Below are 26,602 nucleotides of genomic sequence, written 5' to 3' on the forward strand. Positions count from 1 at the left end.
GATAGTCTTTTTGGGGGTAGGAAGGATGTTATGATTGGGTTGACTTTTTTAATTTGCTCGCAAGGCTCGGGGATTTCCACGAATCCACAACTAAAATCTAAAATGAAAAGGTTCACGAATGGCACTAATTACACGAAGGGTGTCATAGGAGTTTGATTTTAAATAGCTGGCTTTTGCTTTTAATTAATTGCCTATGCTACAAATTTTAGCTCGCTAGCTCGCGATTCCACTAATATTTTGTCATAATTTCCTTTGGTTTCGGTGCTTTCTGCGAGAGACAGAAAAAAGTCCACGAATGGCACTAATTACACGAAGGGTTTTTATGGGAGTTTGCTTTTAAATAGTTGGCTTTTACTTTTAATTAATTGCCTATGTCTATGAATTTTAGCTTGCTGGCTCGAGATTTCACTAATTTTCTACCATGGTTTTTCTGCGCTTTCTGTGTATTCTGCGAGATTTCTACATCTACAATCTGCCCTCTAAAATCTAAAATCAGTTTCCAATCCGCGCCTGCTTGCATCCGTCTCATCCGCGTTCCCATGACGGAATAGCTTTTGAAAATTACCAATTATCAAAAAGTATTGCATCCAAATCATGCTTTTAGGTAGCTTTCCGATAAGTTCTTATCTTAAGCATTCCAATTGAAAAATTAATACCCATGATACACCCCTCTTACTTTCAAAAGATTCTTTTGCTTGTTGTCATTTTTTGTTGCTCACTTATTACCTTCCCCAGTATTGCCCAATTGTCGGATGTACAGCGATGGGAGCAAAGGGCTTCGCAGGTCGAGATTTTTAGGGATGGATTTGGAGTACCGCATATTTATGGCAAAACAGATGCAGATGCGGTTTTTGGGATGATTTATGCACAATGCGAGGATGATTTCAACCGAGTGGAAATGAATTATATCACAGCCATGGGTAGAATGGCGGAAGTGGAAGGGGTGAAGGAGTTATATGCCGATTTTCGGATGAAGTTGTATATCGATGAGGCAGTGGTCAAAAAAGAGTATCAACAAGCACCGGAATGGTTGAAACAATTGATGGATGCTTGGGCAGATGGGATTAATTTCTTTCTACATACTCATCCCGAAGTCAACCCCAAACTGATCACCAAATTCGAACCATGGATGGCCTTGACATTTTCGGAAGGAAGTATAGGAGGAGATATTGAAACCATTTCTGTAAATCAACTGAAGGCTTTTTATGATAAAGAATTTCAGGCTTCACTCGTTTATCAAGAACGTAATTTTGACGAAGAACCCAAAGGTTCCAATGGTTTTGCCATTGCACCTCAGCTGTCATCAACAGGGAATGCTTTATTGATGATCAACCCGCATACGTCTTTTTATTTTAGACCGGAAGTTCACATGGTCAGTGAGGAAGGATTAAATGCTTATGGAGCGGTGACTTGGGGACAGTTTTTTATCTACCAGGGTTTTAATGAGTATAATGGTTGGATGCATACTTCCGCCAAGGCTGATGCAATAGACCACTTTGCTCTGACAGTGGAGCAAAGAAATGGGAGGTATCATTACAAATTTGGAGAGGAGTGGAGACCTCTGATGGAAAAGCCGATAGCATTGACTTACAAGGAAGATGGACGACAATTCAAGAGAACTATTACGGCTTACTACAGCCATCATGGTCCCGTTATCAGAGAAGAGGATGGAAAGTGGGTTGCCATTGCGTTGATGGTGGAACGAGAGAAGGCACTCACTCAATCTTATCTCCGTACCAAAACTACCAATCATCAGGAGTTTAGGGCGATCATGGACCTGAAAACCAACAGTTCCAATAGTACCATGTATGCTGATAGAGACGGGAATATTGTGTATTACCACGGGAATTTTGTTCCTAGAAGAGATCCCTCTTTTGATTGGAGAGGAGTGGTAGATGGCAGTAACCCGGCTACTGATTGGCAAGGTTTACACGACGTTTCAGAGTTACTTTACCTAGAAAATCCAATGACCGGGTGGATTCAGCACTGTAATTCTGACCCATTTAATGCACTTGGAAAGGCTAGTCCGAAGCGTTCAGATTTCCCTGCTTATGTGGCATGGGATGTAGAAAATGCTCGGGGCATCAATGCGGTCCGAATTTTGGAACAGCCTAGAAAATGGACCATTGAATCCATGATCTATGAATTGGCTTATGATCCGCATATAGTAGCTTTTGAGCCATTGGTACCTGTGTTGAAAAAGGCTTTCGATGAATTACCTGTAAGTGATCCAAGGAAATCGCAGCTTCAATCAGCAGTGGATACACTAGTCGCTTGGGATCTGAAAACCCATGTGAATTCGGTAGCCACATCAGTAGCGGTCTTTTGGGGCAATCAATTGATGGGAATGGGTAGAGGTTTAGATAGACCTTGGGATGCTTATGTATTTGATTATTTGGCGGAGCATTTAACTCAGAAGCAATTGATCGATGCATTGGATAAAGCTGTAGCCAAATTAGGTGAAGATTTTGGTCAATGGAATACGCCTTGGGGAGAGATCAACCGATTTCAACGGGTGACGAATGCCATTCAGGGGAAGTTTTATGACGAGTTGCCAAGTTTACCTGTAGGATTTAATTCATCCATGTGGGGTTCTTTAGCCGCTTATGGGAGTCGGGCTTATCCAAATACCAAACGCTTTTATGGGAATGTGGGCAATAGCTTTGTAGCAGCCGTGGAGTTTGGTGAGAAAGTAAAAGCCAAATCCATCTTGGCAGGGGGACAGTCAGGGAATCCTTTTTCTCCTCATTTTGTAGATCAGGCGGAGATGTACACCCAGGCCCAATTTAAAGATGTCTTCTATTATCGGGAAGATGTGGAGCAACATGCCCGTAAAAAATACAAGCCTGGACAACGCTAGTCCAGGCTCTTATGTATTTATCGTACCGGTTCAACAGTGTAACCTGCATTTCGGAGGAGTTGGATGACTCCTTTTTCGGAGGGGAGATGGCCTGCGCCAACTGCGATAAAGGTGCTTTCTTGTTTGATCAGTTGCTCAATTTTTGGGATCCAATCTAGGTTACGTTGGTCGATTAAAATCGCTCCATATTCACCTGTCAATCCATCGGCAGTAATAATTTCTTGAAGTTTACCCAGATCTTCTGCTGTATAGGCATCTACCATACCTTTGAATTCCTCAGCACTGGCATCGGTAAGAATCATGTTAGACAAATCTGCAATCTGACGTTCTAACGGTATTTTATCAAAAAGACTGATCTGATAAGTAGCAGTTTCCAAACCTTCCATAGGAATCTTCCATTCTTGGGATTTATTGGTAAAAAAGAGCTCATAGCTATCGGGTGTTTCACAAGGGAGTTGCTTCATCAGTACCATAGTGGATAGAATGAACGGTTTCATAATCCCGATTTGTGCCAAGCCCATGCCATAGTTATCCGATAGAAATGCATCTAATGCTGCTTGGGCTTCGGGGTCAAATTCATTTTGAATATTGTAGAAATCAGCATTCATAGAGTTTTGCTGCATTTCCTGCACCAGCATAGGGTCGGACATGTTCAATTCCAAGACAATTTTTTTGCTGGATTGCAAGGCCGAAAGGATGCGCTCGTCCATTTTAAAATCTTCCGGACAAATCACATGAATGGTGCCGAAAAGATAGGATGGCTGCTCGAGTCCATTGTCAGAAATTTTCCACAACAAGGAATTTTCTAACGGCTGTTGAGCAATGGCAGGGAATAGTTGGATCAAAATAAAGATCCAGAGTAAAACGGATTTTCTCATAGGTTTTTAGTTCTCACAGATAAAACGGATATGGCGGATTGAACGCAGATCTAAATTTAAGGAAAAAATTGGAGATGGAACGCGGATGATGTAGATGCTTTACATCTCGAATTTTTGCCACTAAGGCACGAGGGCACAAAGTTATAGTCCACGAATGGCACGAAATTGCACGAAGGATTTTGGTTGGATTAGAGGCTTGAAAAACTCTGTGATCTCTCCGTAAACCTTTGCTTTCTTAGCGGTAAAAAAGTCCACAGATTGACAAAGATAGGTGGTTATTTGGAGTTGTTCGTATTAAATAGGATTAGCTGGTTATTTTTGTTTAGTTGGATTTGCTCGCATGGCTCGTGGATTTCCACAAATCTTAAAATCTAAAATCTTAACTCTAAAATAAAAAGGTCCACGAATGACACGAAGGATTTTGGGAGATGGTGAGGATAAGGTTAAGTTAGTTAAATGGATAGTTTTTTAATTTGCTCGCATGGCTCGTGGATTTCCACAAATCTAAAATCTAAAATCTTAACTCTAAAATAAAAAGGTCCACGAATGGCACGAAATTGCACGAAGGATTTTGTTGGAGATTAAGATGGTGGTCATAGCTTACAAGCTGGAAAAATTTTGTATTCTCTGCCTAAACCTTTACTTCTTTGGCGGTTCAAAAAGTCCACATATTTCACAGATTGGCACAGAATGAGGGGTTGCTTGGGAGATAGTGTGGTTAAGGTTAAGTTAGTTAAATGGATAGTTTTTTAATTTGCTCGCATGGCTCGTGGATTTCCACCAATCTAAAATCTAAAATCTTAACTCTAAAATAAAAAGGTCCACGAATGACACGAAATTGCACGAAGGATTTTGGTTGGATTAGAGGCTTGAAAAACTCTGTGATCTCTCCGTAAACCTTTGCTTTCTTACCGGTAAAAAAGTCCACAGATTTCACAGATTGGCACAGAATGAGGAGTTGCTTGGGAGATAGTGTGGTTAAGGTAGTTAAATGGACAGTTTTTTAATTTACTTGCATGGCTCGTGGATTTCCACAGATCTAAAATCTAAAATCTAAAATCTAAAATCTAAAATTCAAAATCTATTCAAATCCGCCAAGATCCGATCGATCTGTGAGAACCTTGTAATATTTGTCACAGAAAAGCTCACTTAAAAAGTAGACTTTTGAATCATTACCTAATTTGGGGAAGTCTATGGTTGTCGTTGCAGCATGGATTTTCCTGAAAAGGTATTAAATTCAATTAAAATCATTAACAACACCCACGTATGAACCTAACCAAACGATCATTTCTAAAGAAACTAGGCGCACTGAGTGCAGGAACAGGATTGATAGGAGCAGGAGCACTGCAATCTTCTTGCAGTAGCAATACTGACAATCAGATAGTTTCTGGAGAAATGGATCCACCTGCTGCATTTAAAGTTACAATTTTACAGACCACCGATGTGCATTGTCAGATTCATCCTCACGATGAACTGTATTGGGAGAATGGAGAAAAAGTCTTTAAAAAAGCTGGAGGCTATGCCAATATGCATGCCTTTATTCAACAGCAACGAGCACAAGCAGCGCATTCGTTTTTGGTAGATACAGGGGATATGTTTCAGGGATCTATGCTTTCTGTCAAAACCAAAGGCGAAGCGATAGTACCCATTTTGAACGCTATGTCTTATGATTTGTATTCGCCTGGCAACTGGGAGGTTGTGTACAATAAAAAGCCCATGCAGAAACTCATGGGTGCTTTGACAGCAGGGAAAGTTTGTGCCAATATGTACCATGATTTGGGTAATGGAGAGCGTGGAGAATTGATTTTTCCTCCCTACCATATCTGGACCGTGAATGGGGTGAAGTTTGGTTTTATTGGATACAATGATCATTTGGTTCCAAGAAGACAGTCTCCAGGATACAGCGAAGGAATTATTTTCACCAGACCAGAAGCTAACTTAGCGCATTATGTAGATGTATTGAGAAATCAGGAAGGATGTGCTTTTGTAGCGATTATGTCTCATATCGGACTTTCTCAAGAAATAGCACTTTCAAATAATCCAGCTTGTGAAGGGGTAGATTATATCTTGGGAGCGGATACCCATGAACGCGTTCGCAAGCCTATCCAAGGGAAATATGCCAAAGTGGTGCAGCCGGGTGCTTTTGGGTCATTTTTAGGGAAATTGGAGTTGCAGGTGAACGATGGAAAAGTTGTTGGCGAAACTTACGAATTATTGGATGTGTTGGCTGATACGATTGAACCTTCCCCTCGCATCAGTAGAATTGTGGAGGAAGTAGAAAAGCCATTCAAAGAGGAAATCAATCGGGTAGTTGGTTACAGTACGATTCCGCTTTATAGGTATTTTGTTATTGAAAATCCTATTGACACCATGGTAGTGGATGCTGTGAAATGGCAGTTGCCCGATGTAGATATTGCGTTGTCTAATGGTTTCCGTTTCTGTCCTCCAAACGTCACTCCCGATGAAACCGGAAATATTCCGATTACAAGAGGCAATGTGTACGATATGCTTCCAGTAGATTCCATCGTGCGTGTAGGTGAGGTTACTGGGCAGCAATTGATGGATTGGATGGAAGTGGAGTTAAACAACGTTTTTGCAGAGGATGCCAATAGACGTTTTGGAGGTTGGGTGACTAAGTTCAAGGGTATGGAGATTACCTTCAATGCTTTTGGTGAACAAGGAAAGCGGGTGCAGTCCATGATTATCAAAGGAGAACCTGTTGATTTGAATAAAACCTATACAATATCTGCTTGCGAACGAGAAGGAGATCCTGCGGATGTAGTTTGTAGAATGAACAATGTGAAAAATGTGCAAAATACAGAACATACCCTACATGGAGTGATGTTGGCTTACCTAGAAGCAAATTCTCCTGTATCTCCAACTCCAAGAGGAGATGCTCGGGCATTGGATGCTCCGGCTACTTTATTGTCCCAAGTGACAGGAGTGGATTATGAGTTTCATTGATGCATATCATTTCTCTAACTAAAGCGGCTTTCTGAAAAATAAAAATTCAGTTTTGTAGCTCAAGTAAATTACTAATTTAGGTTTTATCCTTTGTGACTTAGTGTCTTTGTGGCTTAAAATGCCACGAAGGCTCTAAGGCACAAAGCCTCTTGTCATATAGTTTAAAATGTGTTTTAATGATTTGCTGAAGGGAAAGTCTCCTGCATGTTGAAATAAATGGTCATTCCATTTTTGATATTTTTTTAATCTGAAAATACGGAGTTTTCCAGTTTTGATTTTTTTCCAGTATCTTTTGTCTTTAAAATCAAGACGATATGAACCGACAATTGACCCGACGATTTTCGATAGCCTTTGTACTTTTCTTTTCTTTGTGGGCATGTACCAGTAAGGTTGAAGTCATCCCCAGTTCTTCCGTGGATAGCTTTCACTTGTTGGAGGCCTATGTGATGGCAGATGATCCAGCTTTTTCTTATGAATTGGTACATTCTACCAGCAATGAAGCCTATGATTACCATGTGGTACGCATGGTCTCTCAGACATGGTTGACTACCGAGGAAGTAAATGAAACCGAGTGGTGGCATTATGTTTCTTTCGTAGTTCCCAAAAATGCCAGTTTTGAAACAGGCTTCTTGTGGATAGGGGGAGGCGCGATAGAATCACCTTTGCCAGAAGAACCCAATCCCATCATTTTAGAAGCCGCCCTTCGCACGAATTCGGTGGCTGCAGAAATTCACAATGTTCCTTTTCAGCCACTGACGTTTTTGGATGATGACAAAGGCCCTCGCTACGAAGATGATATCATCGCTTATGGTTGGAGGAAGTTTATGGAAGGTGGTGCTAAGGATGAAGATGCTAGATGGCTTTTGCGCTTGCCTATGACCAAAGCTGCTAAGCTGGCCATGGATGTGGTGGTGGAAATAGTGGGAGAAAAGTACGAACTTCCATTGAACCATTTTGTGGTTTCGGGGGCATCTAAAAGAGGTTGGACTACCTGGACTACGGCTGCTGTTGACAAGCGAGTGGTGGCCATGGCGCCTATTGTAATTGATCTTTTGAATTTGGAGGAATCATTTCAGCACCATTGGAGGAACTATGGGTATTGGGCTCCGGCGGTCACTTCTTATGTCAATGAGGATATCATGGACTGGCAAGGTTCCCTAGAGTTTGAGCGCTTACTTTCCATTACCGAGCCCTATTCATTCAAAGAGAAGTTTGCAGATATACCCAAATTAATCGTTAATGCAGCTGGTGATGAATTTTTTCAGCCGGATAGTTGGAAGTTTTACTGGGATGAGTTGCCCGGTGAAAAGCACTTGATGTATGTACCCAATTATGGGCATGATTTACGGAATTCTGATGCTTTGGCAAATGTATTGTCCTTTTATGCTTCTATTTTGAATCAATCCTCTAGACCTACCTATGAGTGGAGTATCCAAGATAATTCCATTGTGTTACAAACAGATCCGAATCAAAAGCCAGCTTCCATCAAGTTGTGGTCGGCGAGCAATGAAAAGGAGCGAAACTTTATGATTGATCGCTTTGGCCCTCATTGGACAGCTTCTGAGGTCTTGATCAATGAAAGTGGTCGCTACGAAATTCAGATTCCTACTCCTGAAATAGGCTACACAGGATACTTTGTAGAAGTCACCTATCCTGGTCAGATTCCTATAAAAATCACAAGTGGAGTGGAGGTTTTGCCGAGGGAATATCCCTTTGAAACCTATGTTCCATCTAAGGCTTTGGGAACACCAAGCCAATGACAAAGGGATGCATGCACATTCTTTACCAATTAACCCTTATTTCGCCCGATTAGCAGGGCTAATTTTGAAGAGGAGTTTGTGAATTGTACCTTCGGATATACCTAATTTGATACGCTATGAGAAAAATTTACCTTTGGGGATTTCTATTGTTTTCGCTGATCCTTCAGCAGGCGGTAGCCCAACAAATACCTACACCAAAAGAGCACTTTGGTTTCGAAATAGGAGATGATTATAAGTTAGTTACGTTTACGGATATGGATGCCTATTTCCGTAAAGTTTCTGCATTATCCGATCGTGTGAAATACGTGGAAATCGGTGAAACAGAAATGGGCAAGCAAATGCCGATGATGATTATCACTTCTCCTAGAAACCATCAAAATCTGGCCCGTTACCAAGAAATATCCCAAAAATTAGGCAGGGCAGAGGTTACTCCGCAGGAAGCCAAAGCTTTGGTAGCGGAAGGCAAGCCGGTGATTTGGATTGACGGGGGCCTGCATAGTACAGAAACTGTGGCTTCCCATCAGCTGATCCCAACGTTTTATGAATTAGTAAGCAGCAATGATCCGGAGGTGTTACGCTTTTTGGATGATCTGATTATTCTGATGTTGCAGGTGAATCCGGATGGTCAGGATATCGTCACGGATTGGTATATGGGGCCTAGCGATGTAAGCAAACGAAATATGAGTACGCCTTACATGTATCAAAAATATGTGGGACATGATAATAACCGTGATTTTTTTATGAACAATATGAAGGAGACTACCCATGTTTCCAGACAAATGTATGTAGAGTGGATTCCTCAGATTGTCTATAATCACCATCAAACTTCTCCGGCTGGAACAGTCGTAGCCGGCCCTCCTTACCGCGATCCTTTCAACCATGTTTTTGATCCTTTGATCATGACTTCGCTGGATGGTGTTGGTTCGGCGATGATCAACCGACTAAATGCAGAAAATAAACCAGGTTACACTCGTTTAGGTGGCTCGGTATTTTCTTCTTGGTGGAATGGTGGCTTGAGAACTACTCCTTATTTCCATAATATCATCGGGATTTTGACAGAGACTACCGGTGGCCCAACGCCTTCTACTATTCCATTGGTCCCTGATCGCTTGATTCCTACGCATGCAACTCCTTTTCCGATTGAGCCGCAACCTTGGAATTTCAAAAAATCAATTGATTACTCTGTGTCCATGAATATGGCCGTATTGGATTATGCAAGTAGAAATGCGGATGCCTTGCTGATGAATATTTACACCATGGGTAAGAACGCCATCGACAGAGGGAATATGGACCATTGGACGAAATATCCCAAAAGAGCAGCGGCTGTTCAGGAGGCCTTTAATAAAAGCCGTCAGCAAAGACAGGCCGATGATCCTGAAGCTGCTTTCTATGGTATGAGAAGTGGATTACCGGTACAGTTTTTCGACTCTGTGTATAGAAATCCAGCATTGCGTGATCCAAGAGGGTTTATTTTACCAGCTAATCAGGCAGATTTTCCTACAGCTACTCGATTTGTCAATGCCTTGATCAAGTCAGGCGTTCAGGTGCATAAGGCTACCGCTGCTTTCACTGTCAATGGAAAACAATATCCAGCGGGATCTTATGTGGTCAAATCAGCTCAGGCATTCCGTCCTCATGTATTGGATATGTTTGAGCCACAGGATCATCCCAATGACTTTGAATATCCAGGTGGCCCTCCCAAAAGGCCTTATGATGCAGCAGGTTGGAGTTTAGCCTTGCAAATGGGCGTTGAATTTGACCGTATCTTGGAAGGATTTGAGGGGCCATTTGAAGCCATCGCTTACGGCGAAGTGCAGCCATTTACACCTACTCGCATGCCATCAGGCTCAGGATTTTTGATTGATGTCCGAGGGAATAATGCTTTCATAGCTGTTAATGATTTGTTAAAGGCAGGTGTGAATGTTTCCAGAACTACCACTGCTCATGCAGGTTTGCCAGCTGGAAGCTTCTTTGTCAGTGGCAATAGAGCGGCGATTGAGAAAGCTGCATCCACTTATGGAATCAACGTAGTGTCAGCTTCTAGACCATCTCCTACAGTTGCTATCAAACCGGCCCGTGTAGCGCTTTTTGATCACTATGGAGGATCCATGCCTTCAGGTTGGGTTCGTTGGATGTTGGAGCAGTACAATTTTGCCTTCAATGTGGTGTATCCAAAAGAATTGGATGCGGGTAACTTGAAAGCGAAATACGATGTCATTTTATTCATTGGTGCTGGATCTCCGGGAACAGTCAGAAACTGGGGTGGTGCTGTGAGAGAAGAAGGCGTAGCAGCAGAATATCATGCTTTGATTGGAAATGTGACCAAAGAGAAAACCGTACCTGCTTTGAAAGCATTTATGGAAGCAGGAGGTTCTATCGTTGCAGTTGGAGCTTCTACTGCTTTTGCGTATGAATTCCAGTTGCCGGTTAGTAATGCCTTGGTAGAGAAATTGCCTGATGGACGTGAGCGACCACTGAGTGGAGATAAGTATTATATCCCTGGGAGTATTTTGAAAGCTCATTTGGATGGCACACATGCAGCCAACTGGGGCATGGGTGAATCAGCCAATATGGTCTTCAATAACAGCCCGGTATTTAACCTGGCTCCTAATGCTTTGCTTCAAGGTGTGAAACCATTGGCATGGTTTGGAACAGAGTCTCCACTAGTGTCCGGTTGGGCATGGGGTGAAGGCTACTTGAGAAATGGGGTAGTTGCTTTTGAAGCTCCGGTTGGAAAAGGAAAGTTCTATGCCTTTGGACCAGAAATCACCTTCCGAGCTCAAGCACACAATACGTTTAAGATGTTGTTTAATCAGTTGTATGTGAAGTAGGGGTGAGTGAACAGTTGACAGTGAAAAGTGAACAGTTAGCACTGATTAGTTGATTAGGTAACTAGTGATTAGTTGATTGAGTGAGTAGTGAGGGGAGGTGGAAGTCCTTAATCCCCTTAATTCCTTACTAGTTTTCCTTCTTTGACAATCTTCACTTAGTAAATGACTAGTGACTAGTTGATTGAGTGAATAGTATTGGGAATTGGAAAATCTTAATACTCTTACTTCCTTACTAGTTTTCCTCCTTTGACACTCTTCACTTAGTAAATGATTAGTGACTAGTTGATTGAGTGAATAGTGTTGGGAGTTGGGAAATCTTAATACTCTTAATACCTTAATGGTTTTCCTCCTTTGACAATCTTCACTTAGTAAATGACTAGTGACTAGTTGATTGAGTGAATAGTATTGGGAGTTGGAAAATCTTAATACTCTTACTTCCTTACTAGTTTTCCTCCTTTGACACTCTTCACTTAGTAAATGATTAGTGACTAGTTGATTGAGTGAATAGTGTTGGGAGGTGGAAGTCCTTAATCCTCTTAATTCCTTAATGGTTTTCCTCCTTTGACACTTTTCACTTGGGATCTTGCTTCTTGGTTCTTGTCTTCCCGATTCTCGGGACAGGCTTTGATTCTTAGAACATTGTCTTTAATCCACGCTTAGTGATAAATTAGGCCCGGCAGGTTTTAAAAATCAGCCGGGTTTTTCTTTTTAAATCAATATTCAATTAATTTTTTGCTGACGAAAGTCATGGTTTGAGATGATATGTTAAAGGTAAGATACAAATAGACCTGTTTAACTTTGGAAGACAACCAATTCTCAAGATGATGAAATACGCTATCCTTTTTTTATTCTTAATCAGCTCTTGTTCTGAAAAAACGATTTCCAATGAAGAAATTTTGGCTAGGTATGATACCGTAGAGGCAAAAGCGTTCATCAATCCTTTCAGTTTTGAAGCGGATCCGATGGAAAGATTACTTCTGGTAAATTTTGAAAAGGATCCCGATGAGCACTATGTTGGTTTAGAACCTCAATTTTTCAATGATTCTATCAATGGAGTGGGTTTGCTGGTGATCGCTTGGAGAAAGGATATGCATATTGATGTGTATCATGCAAAAAGTCTAAATCTAAACCCGGCAAAATTTAACATAGCAGGAAAAGGACTGGGTGATATGGTAGCAGTAGATTTCCAAGAGGATTTGTTTGAAATTACTGATCATGGAGTTCAGGTAGCAATCAATTTTATGGATAAATGGGGAAGAGCGATTGCTATCCATTTAAGAGAGAGTAATTCGAAATCGAGAAAGCCATTTGGCTTGTTGGCTCCAATGGGAGATGCTGCTATCAATCCTTCTTCCATGCCTTTAGTATGGCTGGAGGATTTTTATTTCATCAGGCGAAAAGCCACTGAGCAGCAGGTGTCTATTGATGGAGAAGAAAGAAAGCTAGATAAGTTACCCATACCTATGGATGGAACTTGGATGTATTTTGCAAGATATTCGGAAAATCCATGGATTCTGATGTTGAATCCTGATCAGCATGGGAATGAGCTAAAACCCCAAGAACATCATGCGTTAGAATTAATACTGCGTGATGGACAAGAGGAGCTGAAAAGTTTGGTTTTTTATGATGGTGAAAAGCAAGTTAGGTTAGCTTTTGAACCCTCTTTTCCAAATATTTTAGCCATGGAACTGGGTTCCACAGCCAAAGGTACTTTCTCTTTAGAGCCACACCACGAAGGCTTGGGAGTAATAGCAGGGAACTATGAAGTGAACAAATCCTTAACCGAGGCAATGATTAAACTAAATCCCTCAAAAGGCTGGATTCCAAATCCTGATAGGTGGGAACTGAAGTTTCTTTACAAAGCCGGGAAAGTGTTTAAAGACTGGCCCATTAATTATGAGTGGGATGCTCGGATTGATTTTTCGATAGACCCACCCATAATTTATTCAACCTGGGAAAAGAGATAAGCTTCAATGAAACGCTATCCCATTCAACAATTGCTCAGCTGAAAGGGCAGGATCATTTTCGGGAGCAGAGTCCCAGAAACTTTCTAGACTTTTGGTAAAAAGCCCTTGATTGGTAGCTGCAAAAACTTTTCCTTGAAATTTTTGAAGAGCAAACAATTGAGAAAAGTTGATCCCTTCGGAATTCAATAGTCTGATTTTAAATAGTTCAGGATCTAAGCTGTCGAAATTCTCAACTTCCGATAAAATAGATGATCCTGATAACCATATTGCTAAGCGGTCCTCATGAATAAAGAATTCGATTAAACTGTTAAAGGTAACCCTCAGCTCCAAGTCATCTATGCTACCGCTAGGGGAAATGAAAAGATTTCTGAATGTCTTCACGAGTAATCGTCCATCAGATGTGAATACATGTCCGTAGTAGGGGGTAAAATTACCGTTGGCATCCCTCAATTCAAACGGAGTGGTACTTCCGTCAGGGGCAACAAAGAAATTTTGATTGATTGTAGAAACCAGCCATCCATCTTGAAAAGCGTCTATCTGCTGAATTATATTTAACCCCTCAATTGTAGAGTTTTCAATGGCTGGTGGAGTAATCTTGATTACAGTTGTGTCAGGGACTACTCCAACAAAATTTGTATTATTCTCAATGTCAAATAGATAAATAGCTCTTTCAAATGTCTCTCCAATCAAATCAACAGCAGCCAATAATTTTCCATTATTGATATCGAAATTTTTTAATCGATTTGGAATTGAGGATACTTTTGCTCTGCCTCCCGGTACTTTTATCAGGCGATTGAAATCAAGAAGTCCCACACCTCCATTGCCTTGATTTCGAAAAATGTAAAATCCAAATAGATTCCGGTCTACTGCACCAATGTATTGTTTGGTTAAACTTTGTCGGAATTCCATTTGATTTGGTCGTGCACAGCACAGTTGATTTACAGTCATGTCAGGGTTAATGAATCCCGGATTACTTACATGACTAAAAAACAACTGATTATCAATTACTTTGATGTTATTCACAATAGAACTCCGAAAGTTGAAGTGTGGGTCTCCAAATCGTTCAAACTTTTCAAGTGCTATGGTTGGTTCTACTGGATTTTCGGGTTCTTGACAGGATGAAACTATTCCGAGAATTAAAAGTAAAATAATTGGGTAGCTGGCTTTCATTTGGCTTTAAAATTTTCTTAATTATAAATATCAAAAAAATAGTTGAGTTTACAACTAGATTTATTGTTAAGTTTTTATTACCAAAGTAGGGAGTATACGTAGAGAGTTTATTTCGTTCGTAGAATGCTTGCCAAACTATGTCAATATTGCCCTAATTTTATATTATTCCGTGTGGTATGGAAAACAGGCCTTAGAACGACCTTGTAATTTATTTCATCAACGGTATAATGGACCGTATATGGGAACTTCTTCATTGGAAGACATCGAACATTATCATAACGGATGTTAAATAGAGGATTCTTTTCAAGCGTTTGGGCATGAGTATATAGTGTTGATTCAAAAAAATCACCAAGCCCAAACTGCTGTTCCTTGTAAGAATCGATTTGTCCTTTAATAATTACATTAAATGGTGCTTAGTATATCAATTTTTAGCTGTTTATCTTAGTAGATTCTTCCCCAAAATCGGTTCTACCAATTCTCCGTTCAATTTTCCTTGATTAGTTACCAAAATATCCCAAGGCTCCATCCGCGGCTCATCTGATAAATCAAAGGTGCCATAGTGCATGGGAATAAAATAGGAGCCACCTAAAATATTGAATGCTTGGATGGCATCCGTAGGGCTGATATGGGCTTGGTTCATAAACCACTCCGGTCGGAAAGCACCCACGCCCATCAGGCAATAATCAGGTTGCCCCATAACCTGTCTGATATCCTCGAAATGTGGACCAAAACCAGAATCACCCATAAAGTAAATGCTTTTATCGCCAGATTGAATCCAAAAACCACCCCAAAGATTCTCGTTCAGATCCCATAGCCATCTTCGAGACCAGTGTCTTGACGGGACATAGACTATTTGCAGGGAACTATCCGATGTAGCATATTCCTGAAACCATCCAGCTTCCTGAATACGGCCAAAATCTCCCCACTTACCAATCACATCACCTACTTTCAATCCAGTCAGCACTTCTACTCCCGGCTGTAATTTCAAGAGTTTTTGGATGGTGGCTTTGTCGATATGGTCCCGATGGTTATGAGACAGCAATAGGTAATCAATCTTAGGAAGGTCCTCAACTTGCAGTACCTCGGGAGATTCTCTCTTGAGGAAGGTGTTTTTTTCCAAGAATGGATCAATGAGTAACACCTTTCCATTTACCTGAATCAAATAGCTGGCATGGCCTAGCCAAATGAGGTAGTCTTCTTGTGAACCGAGGATAGAAGAGTCAAAATCTTTTGATAACCGTCTTTCTTCATTATTCTTCGCTTCCTTCAAGGGATTTTTTGATAGCTGCCATTTGATGAGGTCAGAGAAACTATCCTCAAAGGGTTGATATAAATTGACAAAATTACCTTTCGTATCCATAGGTGTACCCTGCCAAGAGGCAGGAACAGTAGAAACAGTTCGCAATGCTTTGTTTTCAATAAATTCGATTTGCTCATCGACGGTATGATTCATCATTGCAAGGATAAGGATGGTTGGAATGAGGGTGAAAAAGGCAAGTGTTCTTTTTTTTGGTTTCGTTTTCATGTGGATCACAACTGTTGGTACCCTTATTCAATGGATTTCTTTTGCTGTACCTACGAATATCTTGAGTGAGGGTTTATGGTGAACCTCTTTATCGGAGGATTGTTTGTTGCGGAATATTTGATAGCGTAAAGGGAGTATTGCGAAATAATCTTTTTTGATAAGGTGCGTAATTGTTCTCCTGGAATAAATTTTCGAAAAAAGGTTTGATAACCAAAGAAAAAATCTCCTATTTTCCTAAAAAATTTAGGAATGAGTAGTAGAAGAAAGTTTATTCAAAAGGCGGCGATCGGAGGTGCACTTCTGACACTCCCGAATGTAAGTTTTTCTTCGACACCCGAACAACCGATGATTCATCAGGTGTTTTTTTGGTTGAATGAAGAAGTGACTATTCAAGAATTTATCCAAGAAGCAAAAAAGCTTGCTTCCATTCAAACAGTAAGGAAGTTTTATATCGGAACCCCCGCGGAAACAGTCTCTAGGGATGTCATTGATAGTAGTTATTCCATTGCTTGCACTTTTTTCTTCGACAGTGTGTCGGATGAGCAAGAATACCAAGTAGATCCTATGCATCTTGCATTTGTAGAAGAAAACAAGAACAAATGGCACAAAGTTGTAGTTTATGATTTTGTAATTTAATCCAAACCCAAAATAATTTCGTATTTATTTATTAAAAGTTAATTGTTGTATGAAGCGTTTAAAAATTTGGTCATTAATAGTAGCAGCGTTAACCATCTTCGCTGCTTGTGAACCTAAAGAGGAAGAGGTTCCACAGGTGAACCAAGAAGATCAAGTGAAGTTGGCTGTGTTTGAAACTATGCGTGAGTTTTACTATTGGACTAATGAACTCCCCTTAAGAATCGATCCAAGTGAATTTTCTACAAAAGAGGAAGTATTGGAGGCTTTGAGGTTTAGACCTTTAGACCGTTTTACTAGTTTTACTACTGCGCAAGCTAGAGCTGATCAAATCGTGGGTAACGTGTCTGGAGTCCATGGTATTCGTATTGCATTTAATCAGGAGGAGCGTCTCTTTTTAGCTTCAGTTACACGCACGGGACCTGCAGGACAAGATGGATGGCAAAGAGGCTGGGAAATTATTGAAATCAATGGTAGAACCATTCCTTCTTTTAGAAACCCTAACGGAAGTTATTCAATTGATCTAGGACCCAATCAAGTTGGTGTAACCAATACATTCAAATTCAGATTAGCAGATGGGTCTGAGATTACTCGAACCATCCCAAAAACAGCTTTTGCTGCTAATTCAGTGGCTCATGAAAGTATATTTGAAATGGGAGGAAAGAAAATCGGGTATTGGGTGTATGAAAATTTCAGAGCCACTCCAGGTGGTACTCCGGGAAGAAGTAATGAAGTAGATGAGTCCTTTGGAAGATTCCAAGCTGCTAATATCGATGAATTGATTATTGATTTGCGATATAACGGAGGAGGATTGGTTTCAGTAGCAGAGCAAATATTGAATCTAGTCGCTCCCAATTCGGCAAATGGTCAAGTGATGTACACCTATAGATGGGGACCTAATCAAGTTCAGAGAAATGAAAGTGCTACGTTTAGAAAAGTTGGTTCACTCAACCTCAATAGGATAGTATTTATTACTTCGAGATCATCTGCATCTGCTTCCGAGTTAGTGATAAATAGTTTACGTCCTTTTGTGAATACAGTAATAATTGGGGATAACACTTTCGGAAAACCTGTTGGATCTATTGGAGTAGCCAATAGAGTACTTACTGATAATAATATTTTGATTGAGCTCATCACTTTTTCTATCGCCAACGCCAATGGAGATGCCGATTACTTTGAAGGTTTTGTCCCAGCTGTTAGAGCAGGTGATGACTTGACAAGAAATTGGGGAGATCCTCAGGAGTTTAGATTGGCTGCTGCATTAAGTTTGGTAACTGAGGGAGCTGTTGGTGCACGGTTGACTAATACCTACTACAGGCCAGTATGGCACATGCACGAGCAATTTAAAGGTCTAGAACAAGAATACTTTATGTATTAATAGAAAAGCGGGTTTAGGCCCGCTTTTTTTATGCTTTCAAATGGATCTTTGTGTAGTCATCTATCAAGGTATTGTGACCAGACTCCAAAACTAAGCGTCGGATTTGCGGGATTTTTGAGCTGAACTTTTGCAAATTCTCTGAAGTCACCATTTTATCGTACTTCCCTGTTACCAAGGTGATGGGCGTGCTACTCATTCGAAGATGTCGGATTATGCTAGACAAATCTGGTTGCATTGTTTTAAAGACATTCCAAGTAAAATAAACTTGCGCTCGCATGGTACGCGTATGCATTTGGGATTTTACAAATTTGATAAAGCTGGATTCCAACAGTCCCATGCGATGCAGAACATCCATCGTTTTGAAGAATCGCGCGGGATGGAAGACCACATGTTGGAATAAGCGGTTAAATATCCCAGGGAAGGTGGCCATGTTGTACCAAAAACCTGTTTTTATCCCATCTGGAGCCATCAATAATAGTGATTGCACATAATTGGGGAACAATTCATAGCTTACCAAGCAGAACTTACCTCCCATGCTGTAGCCTACCAAATGGAATTTTTCAAAATTTTCTTCCTGCATCAATTGCAAAAGAATTGCTCTCCAGATTTCTTTGGTCAATTTTTGCTGCACACTGTTCCAACTGCTTTGTCCATGATAGAAAACATCGATAACTAAATAGGTTTCATCTGCTTGTCTGAGTGGTAAAAATGACTGATAAGCTTTGCTACTTTGACCAAAACCATGAAAAAGCAAATACATATTGCTACCATTTCCATATTTGTAGTAGGCCAAATTACCAAAACTGGTCTTTAGAAAGGAAGTTTTCATAATTCAAAATTAAAGGAATTATTCTATTTTCACAGTGAAATATAAAGGGTATTTTTTGTTTATACATGGAATTTAATTTTGTTAAATCCAATTTTATACCATTTTGTCATTAGTTGTTAAAAGTTAATTTTTGTTTCTCAGAAAAAAATATTGAAAAAAACTTAAGAAACTTTGAACCTACTGATAGTTTCCTGAGTTTAATTTCTCAAATTTGCACCCAAATGGAGACCAAAGAAAAAATTATAGAAACTGCTGAAGACTTATTCATGAAGTTTGGGGTCAGGTCTGTTACCATGGATGATATTGCAAGACAAGCTGGTATTTCAAAAAAAACCATTTACCAAGAGTTTGCAGATAAAAATCAGTTGGTATTCGAGACCTTTTCTCAGGCTCTGGAAAAGGATAAATGCAAACTAGGAGAGTACCCAGGACTGGATCAGGGGGTGATTGCGCATATGGTAGGGATGAGTGCTTACATTAGGAAACGTTTTGCAGACTTCAACCCCTTAGTAATGAATGAAATTCAGCGCTACTTTCCACAGTGCTGGCAATTGTTTGAAGAATTCAAACAAGAGTTTGTCTTCAAAGAAATTGTGGAAGTATTGGATAAAGGCAAAGAAGAGGGAATGTTCAGAGCAGAAATTAATTCTGAAATTCTTGCCTTTCTAAGAATGGAGCAAATGGACAGTTTATTTGATCCCATCAAGTTTCCTCCTTCAAAATTTAATTTAATCGAATTGCATTTGGAGGTGTTTGAGCACTTCTTATATGGCATATTAACCGATTCAGGAAAACAAGCATATCTAAACCAAAAACACACCACCGCATGAAAACCTTGATTAAAGGGCTTGCAATAACGCTGTTGTTGCTATTCCAACTTGTCAGTCCTCCGCAACTATCGGCTCAAAATACCGTGGTTTTTACCCTCGAGGAGGCAATATCCTATGCCCTACAAAATAATCCCGATGCTAAAAATGCAGCTTTGGAGTTGTTGGCATCTAAAGCAATCATTCGTCAGAATTTGGCTACGGGTCTACCGCAGATTAATGGAACGTTTGATTTTACGTATAATGCTGCTATTCCACTAATCTTTTTGCCGAATGTGCCGGGATCTCCTGGGTTTAATCCAGATAACCCATCAGAAGTAGTAGGCTTAAGGTTTGGGGTTGATTTTCAATCAGGTTTAGGTGTCAGAGTAGATCAGATGATCTTTGATGGTTCCTACTTTGTAGGTTTGAAAGCAGCCAAGACTTTAAATATCTTGACTGCGTTTGATAAAGAAAAAGCAGAGATCGACGTACGAGAGACAGTAAAAAAGGCCTATTTTACCGTCTTGGTAAACGATGAGCGTAGACGCATTTTTCAGGTAAATTTAGATCGTGTAGAAACCTTGCTTAGAGAAACAGAAGCTCTCTATGAGGCTGGTTTTGTTGAAAAGATTGACGTTAGCAGAACCAAAGTGCAGCGAAATAATCTGAAAACAGAATTGGATAAAATTGTTGCTGCTACTGCAATTAGTGTGGAGATCTTGAAACTACAAATGGGACTTCCATCGGATTACACGATTGAATTGGCAGAGACTATTCGTGATTTTAATAATTTAGCTGAAGTCACTGAGCTCTTGACTACTGACCTGACTAGAAGGGTAGAATTGGATCAGTTGAAGACGAATATGGATTTGACCCGTTTGGATTTAAAGAATAATCAAATTCAGTACATGCCTCGTTTAAATGCTTTTTTAACCTACAATAGGTCCGGCGCCTCTTTGCTATTACCAGATTTATACAGTAGTGATTGGTTTACAGCTGCCTTTGTAGGTGTTAATTTGACTATTCCAATTTTCGATGGCTTTTCCAAAGCTGCGCGAATCCAACAGAATAGGGTGCAGTTAAGGCAATTGGAAAATCAACAAACTTTTTTGAAAAACTCTTTCGAAGTAGAGGTTTATCAAGCTAAAGTTAATTTGCAAAACTCCGTTGCGACTCTTCAGTTGCAGACCGAAAATATTGAGTTGGCAACAGAAGTATTTGAAATGGCTAAAATTAAATTTCAAGAGGGAGTTGGCTCAAATCTCGAAGTAGTGGATGCCGACTCAGCATTGAAAGAAGCAGAGAATAACTATTTCGCGGCATTATATGATGCCTTAATTGCTAAAGTAGATTTAGAAAAAGCTCTGGGATTATTGTAATGAAAACTAATATAAGGATATACACCAACACACATATGAAAACCTATTCATCCGTTATTTTGCTGCTTTTAGTAGTATTTGTTTTTTCCTGCGGGAAAAAAGATGAGCTCACACTAAAAAAAGATGAGTTATCTGCACTTAAGAATGAATCCAATGAACTTCGGTTAAAAATTGAAGCACTGGAAAAAGAAATTTCATTGCTCGATCCTGAGTTTGGTATCGCGAATAGAAAACCTGTACTTGTTTCTGTTATCTCACCATCCCTCGGAAAGTTTGAGAATTATGTTGAAGTAGCAGGTTCTGTCTTATCCAAAAAGAATGTTAGCATATCCAGTGAATTATCAGGGAGAGCTGTGGAAGTAATTGCCATTGAAGGTATGCAGGTAAACAAAGGACAGGTAATGGCGAGGATTGATGCTGAATCGATCGTTAGAAATATTGAAGAACTTCAAAAGCAATTGGAGTTAGCAAGCATTGTGTTTGATAAGCAGGAGCGCTTATGGAATCAACAAATTGGGACCGAAATTCAGTATCTAGAAGCTAAAAACCGAAAAGAAACACTTGAGAAAAGTCTAGCAAGCTTGCGTACACAAGAGTCAAAAACACTCATTCGCGCACCATTTAGTGGAACGGTGGAAACTGTTCAAGTGCGGTTAGGTGAATTGGTTCAACCAGGTTCTCCCATGTTCCAGTTTGTAGGAGTTAGTGATTTATACGTAGAGGCTGATGTTTCAGAACGTTATATTGGTGTGATCAGTAAAGGTGACTCTGTGGAGATTTCATTTCCATCTATCAATGAAGCCTTTAGGACAAAGGTTTCTGCTGTAGGCTCCATTATCAATCCGACGAATAGAACATTTAAAGTGGAGGTCTTTTTACCAAATCTCCCTAATGTGAAGCCCAATATGATTTCGGTACTTAAAATCAAAGATTATGAAGTAGCGCAAGCAGTGAAAGTTCCCAATTACTTGATTTTGCAGGATAATAAGGGTGAATATGTATTTATCGTAGAAGATGGCTTGAGTAAAAAACGATATATCCAACGTGGAAGAACCTACAAGGACCGTTCTGAAATCCTAGAGGGTTTGACAGGAACCGAAACCTTGGTTGATAAAGGGTTTAGAGAAGTAGGGGATAATTTTTCAGTTACTATTGCACAATAAGCAGTTATGTCTCAAGAGAATCAATCAAAAAAAATAATCAGAGAGTTTGGGCTGAGCTCCCTCTCGGTAGATAATCAGACATCGGTTGTCATCTTAGCGGTGATTATTACAGTCTTGGGTATTTTGGCGTACCGAACCATGCCCAAGGAATCTTTTCCTGAAATCGTCATTCCTACTGTATATGTGGGTACGGCTTATCCGGGCAACTCTCCTGTAGATATGGAGAATTTGATTACTAGACCTATTGAAAAAGAGTTAAAATCCATCAATAACGTCAAGAGTATCAAGTCTACTTCTGTTCAGGATTTCTCATCCGTAGTTGTCGAATTCAACCCTGGTGTTGAAATTTCCAAAGCAATTCAGGATGTTAAGGATGCAGTTGATAAATCCAAAAGTGAGTTGCCCTCTGATTTGGATCAGGATCCGGATGTCATTGAAGTAAATACTTCGGATTTCCCTATCATGAATGTCAACCTTTCGGGGAATTATACAGAGGAAGAGCTCAAGAAATTTGGGGAATTTTTGGAAGATGAAATCGAGAAGCTTCCAGAGATTTCGAAGGCAGAGCTTCGTGGGACGGTGGAGCGCGAAATCAGAATAGATGCTGACATATTCAAGATGGAGGCCTTAGGAGTTGCTTTTTCTGATATTTCAGAGGCAGTTGCTCAAGAAAATGTCACTATTTCAGGAGGGAATATTTTAGATGGGCAGTTTAGGCGCTCTTTGAGAATAACAGGAGAATTTAAAACTCCTGATGAACTCAATGGTATCATTGTTAAAACAGAAAGTCAAAAAATAGTTTACCTCTCAGATGTTGCTGAGGTAAGAGATACCTATAAAGAACGGGAGTCATATGCACGTAGCAACAAACTTCCGGTAGTGACTGTCAATGTGGTGAAGAGGAGTGGAGAAAATTTATTAGACGCTGCTGATAAAATCAAGCTGATTATTGACGATGCAAAATCTAACAGATTCCCACCCGACTTGGAAGTAAGCATTACCAATGATCAATCAAAAACAACACGTGCACAAGTCAATGACTTGGAAAACTCTATCATATTTGGTGTTATCCTGGTGGTATTGGTTTTGATGTTTTTCCTTGGATTTAGAAATGCCTTATTTGTTGGAATAGCGATTCCACTCTCTATGTTTATTTCATTCTTAGTCCTCAACTCTTTTGGCATTACCCTTAATTTGATGGTTTTGTTTGCCCTGATTTTGGCTTTGGGAATGTTGGTGGACAATGGAATTGTAGTGGTAGAAAATATCTATCGCTTAATGCAGGAAGGAAAGAGTCCCATACGAGCTGCCAAAGAGGGTGTGGGGGAAGTTGCATGGCCAATCATTACTTCTACGGCTACCACGTTGGCAGCATTTATGCCGTTGGCTTTTTGGGATGATATTATTGGAGAGTTTATGAAGTATCTCCCGATCACCCTGATAATTGTGCTTTCTTCCTCGCTATTTGTAGCCTTGGTTGTCAATCCTGTGTTGACATCCTTATTTATGAAAGTGCAGGAAGTGGAGTCTGTAAAACCCAAAACTAAAAATGTATTGATAGCTATAGTTTTTGGTGTGATGGGTATCATTAGCTACTTGGCTGGATCCATTACATTTGGGAACTTATTCACTATAGTAGCCATTCTGACAGTTTTTAATGTCTATGCATTAAGGCCTGCGATCCGATGGTTTCAAAATGTGTTTTTGGTCAAATTGGAAACATTGTATGAAAACACGCTGGTTTTTGCACTTAGAGGTAAGAACCCTTACTTCTTTTTTGCGGGCATTAATCTTCTGTTAGTTTTATCAATTGTATTATTGGGAGTTCGCTCACCGAAAGTGCTCTTTTTCCCTGATAATCAGCCTTCTTTGGTAAATGTATTCATTGAAAATCCTATAGGTACAGATACAGAGGCTACCAATGATTTTATGATCGGTATGGAAGATGAGCTTTTGACCTTGATGGAACCTTACAGTGCCGTTGTGGAGTCCATCATTTCCCAAGTGGGTCAAGGAACAGGAGATCAGTCCGAAGGGCCGAGTACTGCTAATACGCCCCACAAGGCAAAAGTCACTATCAGCTTTGTCGAATATCAATATCGTCAAGGGGTAAATACGAACAAAATCATGGAAGAAATCCGTGAGTTAGCGGATCAATATCCAGGTGTTTTGATTACAGTAGATAAGCAAACGAATGGCCCCCCTGTAGGCAAGCCAATCAATATTGAAGTAAGCGGCGAGGACTTTGGAAAATTAATTGTTTTTGAAGGTCAGTTAAGAGAAGCATTGATTTCGGCAAATATTCCTGGTATTGAAGAATTAAAATCTGATTTAGAGCTTGGAAGTCCAGAAGTAGTATTGAATATTGATCGGGAGAATGCCCGTAGATTCGGATTATCAACTTCTCAGATTGCCACTGAATTGAGAACAGCTTTGTTTGGACAGGAAGTTTCCAAGTTTAAAGAGGGTGAGGATGATTTCCCAATTCAACTCCGGTTGAAAGATGAATATCGCTATGATTTGGCATCACTTGTAAATAAGAAAATCAATTTCCGTGATAAGCTAGGTAACAAAAAAGAAGTGCCTATTTCAGCAGTTGCTAAATTAGAGTATGGCTCTACATTTGGATCGGTCAAACGTAAAGATTTGAACAAGGTTATTACCATCTTCTCCAATGTATTAGATGGATACAATCCTACAGAGATCAATAATGAATTGAAGCAGCTTGTTGCCAACTACTCCGTTCCGGATGGAATATCGGTTAAATTCACAGGTGAACAGGAAGAACAAGCAAAATCTACGGAGTTTTTGATGAGAGCCTTGTTTATTGCTGTTTCTGTAATATTCCTGATTATTGTCGCTCAGTTTAATTCGGTAACCACACCATTTATCATTATGGCTTCAGTTGTCCTGAGTACCATTGGTGTATTCTTAGGCCTAGTTATTTTCAACATGGATTTTGTGGTAATTATGACTGGTATTGGAATCATTTCCTTAGCGGGTGTCGTTGTCAACAATGCCATCGTCTTGATTGACTATACCAATTTGGTGCGTGAGCGAAGAAGAGAGGAACTAGGAATCAAAGAAGGTGAATACCTTTCTTACCAAGAGTTGCTGAATAGTATTATTCAGGGTGGTAAAACTAGGCTAAGACCAGTATTGCTGACAGCAATTACAACTGTACTAGGACTTATCCCACTTGCTATCGGGATGAATATCAACTTTGCTACATTGCTGAGTGAATTTGATCCACAATTCTATATTGGAGGAGATAATGCAGATTTCTGGGGACCGATGGCATGGACTGTAATATTTGGTCTAACCTTTGCAACCTTCCTTACGTTAGTAATTGTACCTGTCATGTATTTGTTGGCGGACAAACTGAATATGCTTATTCGCAGATTTAAATAACATGATTTAATAAAGGTTGGTGGTTTTTAATTGTTTAAACCCTTGAGATAATAGCTCAAGGGTTTTTTACTTTTAAGGACGTGGAAAGAGACTTCTTTTTTGATTACTTTTGAAGCTGCTAGGAATAAAAATTATGAGTGATTTGAATTGGTTTGTGCTATATACAACCTCCCGAGCGGAGAAGAAAGTGGCGCAACGATTACAAGAAAAAGGATTGGAAGTGTACTTGCCATTGATAGAAGAGTTGCGTCAATGGTCTGATCGTAAAAAGAAAGTTCAAAAAGCCCTATTCAATGGGTATTTGTTTGTTAAAACAAGCAGAACCAATCTTTGGGAATCCTTGCAGGTACCTGGTGCTGTGAAGTTTGTTCATTTTGCAGGTGAGCATGCTACTGTACGAGAGGAAGAAATCAAAACCATTCAACGGATTTTGGAAACAGGTGTAGCAGTTGAGACCGAATCTGGTGAAATAGAAAAAGGTCAGCTAGTGAAAATTGTAGGAGGTGCTTTGGAAGGAATGGAAGGGGAGTGCATCAATAAAGGGAATAAGGACTATTTCATCATCCGCATTCCAGGGATTGCTCAAAATATGCTAGTAAACCTTCCCCGAAAGTTTTTGCAGGTAATGCCCTAATATTCCCAAATTCCTTTGGGTACGATCTCCAATACGTGCCCAAAAGGGTCTTCAAAATAAAAACTTTGAAGATTATCTCTCCAGCCTTGTTCATGTGTGATATTGATGCCCTTAGCCAATAGCTTTGATTTTGTTTGTAGATAATCTTTTTTATTGACTTCGAATGCGATGTGCTGCTTGCCTTTAGCATAATGCGCTGGGAGTGAAGTCTCTTTAGCTGTCACCTCAGGAATAAAGCATAGTAAGACAGAAGTACCACAGCGAAAGAAAATATGCCTTCCACTTACTTTTGAAATCATGGGCATTTCCAACGTGTCACCATAGAAATCCTCTGCCAAATCCAAATCGGAAATGTACAAGCAAATTTCTTTGATTTGTGTGAATTTCATGGGATTAAACTAGTAAAAAAGT

General features: G+C 40.0%; 17 protein-coding genes. 12 read left to right on the forward strand and 5 right to left on the reverse strand.

Going from position 1 to position 26,602, the window contains the following annotated elements; translation table 11 throughout:
- The first annotated feature begins 658 nt into the window (after nt 1-658).
- The gene (locus tag IPZ59_RS11760; RefSeq protein ID WP_236136242.1) at nt 659-2,860 is read left to right on the forward strand and encodes a penicillin acylase family protein; all 2,202 of its coding nucleotides are present in this window, start codon (nt 659-661) and stop codon (nt 2,858-2,860) included.
- Between the two features lie 17 nt (nt 2,861-2,877).
- Here IPZ59_RS11760 and IPZ59_RS11765 read toward each other — a convergent pair whose 3' ends face one another.
- The gene (locus tag IPZ59_RS11765; RefSeq protein WP_236136243.1) at nt 2,878-3,738 is read right to left on the reverse strand and encodes a TraB/GumN family protein; all 861 of its coding nucleotides are present in this window, start codon (nt 3,736-3,738) and stop codon (nt 2,878-2,880) included.
- Nucleotides 3,739-5,004: 1,266 nt separating this feature from the next.
- On the opposite strand from IPZ59_RS11765, the gene IPZ59_RS11770 reads away from it, so the two are divergent.
- The 4 genes from IPZ59_RS11770 to IPZ59_RS11785 all read left to right on the forward strand — a co-directional run bounded on the left by IPZ59_RS11770 (nt 5,005) and on the right by IPZ59_RS11785 (nt 13,260).
- The gene (locus IPZ59_RS11770; protein ID WP_236136244.1) at nt 5,005-6,702 is read left to right on the forward strand and encodes a bifunctional metallophosphatase/5'-nucleotidase; all 1,698 of its coding nucleotides are present in this window, start codon (nt 5,005-5,007) and stop codon (nt 6,700-6,702) included.
- Between the two features lie 314 nt (nt 6,703-7,016).
- Nucleotides 7,017-8,462, forward strand: coding sequence for a PhoPQ-activated pathogenicity-related family protein (locus IPZ59_RS11775; RefSeq protein WP_236136245.1), 1,446 nt, complete (start codon nt 7,017-7,019; stop codon nt 8,460-8,462).
- A gap of 116 nt (nt 8,463-8,578) precedes the next feature.
- Nucleotides 8,579-11,293, forward strand: a complete 2,715-nt coding sequence (locus IPZ59_RS11780) for a M14 family metallopeptidase (protein WP_236136246.1) — start codon at nt 8,579-8,581, stop codon at nt 11,291-11,293.
- Between the two features lie 821 nt (nt 11,294-12,114).
- Nucleotides 12,115-13,260, forward strand: coding sequence for a hypothetical protein (locus IPZ59_RS11785; RefSeq protein ID WP_236136247.1), 1,146 nt, complete (start codon nt 12,115-12,117; stop codon nt 13,258-13,260).
- Nucleotides 13,261-13,263: 3 nt separating this feature from the next.
- Here IPZ59_RS11785 and IPZ59_RS11790 read toward each other — a convergent pair whose 3' ends face one another.
- Together IPZ59_RS11790 and IPZ59_RS11795 are read right to left on the reverse strand one after the other, a co-directional pair.
- Entirely contained in the window at nt 13,264-14,430 is a 1,167-nt protein-coding gene (locus tag IPZ59_RS11790) for a hypothetical protein (RefSeq protein WP_236136248.1), read from the reverse strand.
- 436 nt (nt 14,431-14,866) lie between these two features.
- The gene (locus IPZ59_RS11795) at nt 14,867-15,955 is read right to left on the reverse strand and encodes an MBL fold metallo-hydrolase (RefSeq protein WP_236136249.1); all 1,089 of its coding nucleotides are present in this window, start codon (nt 15,953-15,955) and stop codon (nt 14,867-14,869) included.
- 249 nt (nt 15,956-16,204) lie between these two features.
- Here IPZ59_RS11795 and IPZ59_RS11800 point away from each other — a divergent pair, with 249 nt between their 5' ends.
- On the forward strand, nt 16,205-16,591 hold the full coding sequence (locus IPZ59_RS11800; protein ID WP_236136250.1) for a Dabb family protein: 387 nt from the start codon (nt 16,205-16,207) through the stop codon (nt 16,589-16,591).
- A 49-nt stretch (nt 16,592-16,640) separates the two neighbouring features.
- Complete coding sequence (locus IPZ59_RS11805) at nt 16,641-17,966, forward strand: S41 family peptidase (protein ID WP_236136251.1); 1,326 nt, start codon at nt 16,641-16,643, stop codon at nt 17,964-17,966.
- 28 nt (nt 17,967-17,994) lie between these two features.
- Here IPZ59_RS11805 and IPZ59_RS11810 read toward each other — a convergent pair whose 3' ends face one another.
- On the reverse strand, nt 17,995-18,795 hold the full coding sequence (locus IPZ59_RS11810; protein ID WP_236136252.1) for an alpha/beta fold hydrolase: 801 nt from the start codon (nt 18,793-18,795) through the stop codon (nt 17,995-17,997).
- A 221-nt stretch (nt 18,796-19,016) separates the two neighbouring features.
- On the opposite strand from IPZ59_RS11810, the gene IPZ59_RS11815 reads away from it, so the two are divergent.
- From IPZ59_RS11815 to IPZ59_RS11835, 5 genes are all read left to right on the forward strand, one after another.
- Nucleotides 19,017-19,625: a TetR/AcrR family transcriptional regulator gene (locus IPZ59_RS11815; RefSeq protein WP_236136253.1), complete on the forward strand. Its 609-nt coding sequence runs from the start codon at nt 19,017-19,019 to the stop codon at nt 19,623-19,625.
- Complete coding sequence (locus IPZ59_RS11820) at nt 19,622-20,983, forward strand: TolC family protein (RefSeq protein ID WP_236136254.1); 1,362 nt, start codon at nt 19,622-19,624, stop codon at nt 20,981-20,983. Before IPZ59_RS11815 ends, IPZ59_RS11820 begins: the two co-directional genes overlap by 4 nt.
- 35 nt (nt 20,984-21,018) lie before the next feature.
- The gene (locus IPZ59_RS11825; RefSeq protein ID WP_236139807.1) at nt 21,019-22,146 is read left to right on the forward strand and encodes an efflux RND transporter periplasmic adaptor subunit; all 1,128 of its coding nucleotides are present in this window, start codon (nt 21,019-21,021) and stop codon (nt 22,144-22,146) included.
- 6 nt (nt 22,147-22,152) lie between these two features.
- Nucleotides 22,153-25,557, forward strand: coding sequence for an efflux RND transporter permease subunit (locus tag IPZ59_RS11830; RefSeq protein WP_236136255.1), 3,405 nt, complete (start codon nt 22,153-22,155; stop codon nt 25,555-25,557).
- A 133-nt stretch (nt 25,558-25,690) separates the two neighbouring features.
- Nucleotides 25,691-26,191, forward strand: coding sequence for a UpxY family transcription antiterminator (locus IPZ59_RS11835; RefSeq protein ID WP_236136256.1), 501 nt, complete (start codon nt 25,691-25,693; stop codon nt 26,189-26,191).
- On the opposite strand, the gene IPZ59_RS11840 is transcribed toward IPZ59_RS11835, so the two are convergent.
- On the reverse strand, nt 26,188-26,580 hold the full coding sequence (locus IPZ59_RS11840; protein ID WP_236136257.1) for a VOC family protein: 393 nt from the start codon (nt 26,578-26,580) through the stop codon (nt 26,188-26,190). The two genes, IPZ59_RS11835 and IPZ59_RS11840, sit on opposite strands and share 4 nt — an antisense overlap.
- Nucleotides 26,581-26,602: the final 22 nt, after the last annotated feature.

It is taken from the genome of Mongoliitalea daihaiensis (genome assembly GCF_021596945.1).
In the GTDB taxonomy this organism is placed as follows: Bacteria; Bacteroidota; Bacteroidia; order Cytophagales; family Cyclobacteriaceae; genus Mongoliitalea; species Mongoliitalea daihaiensis.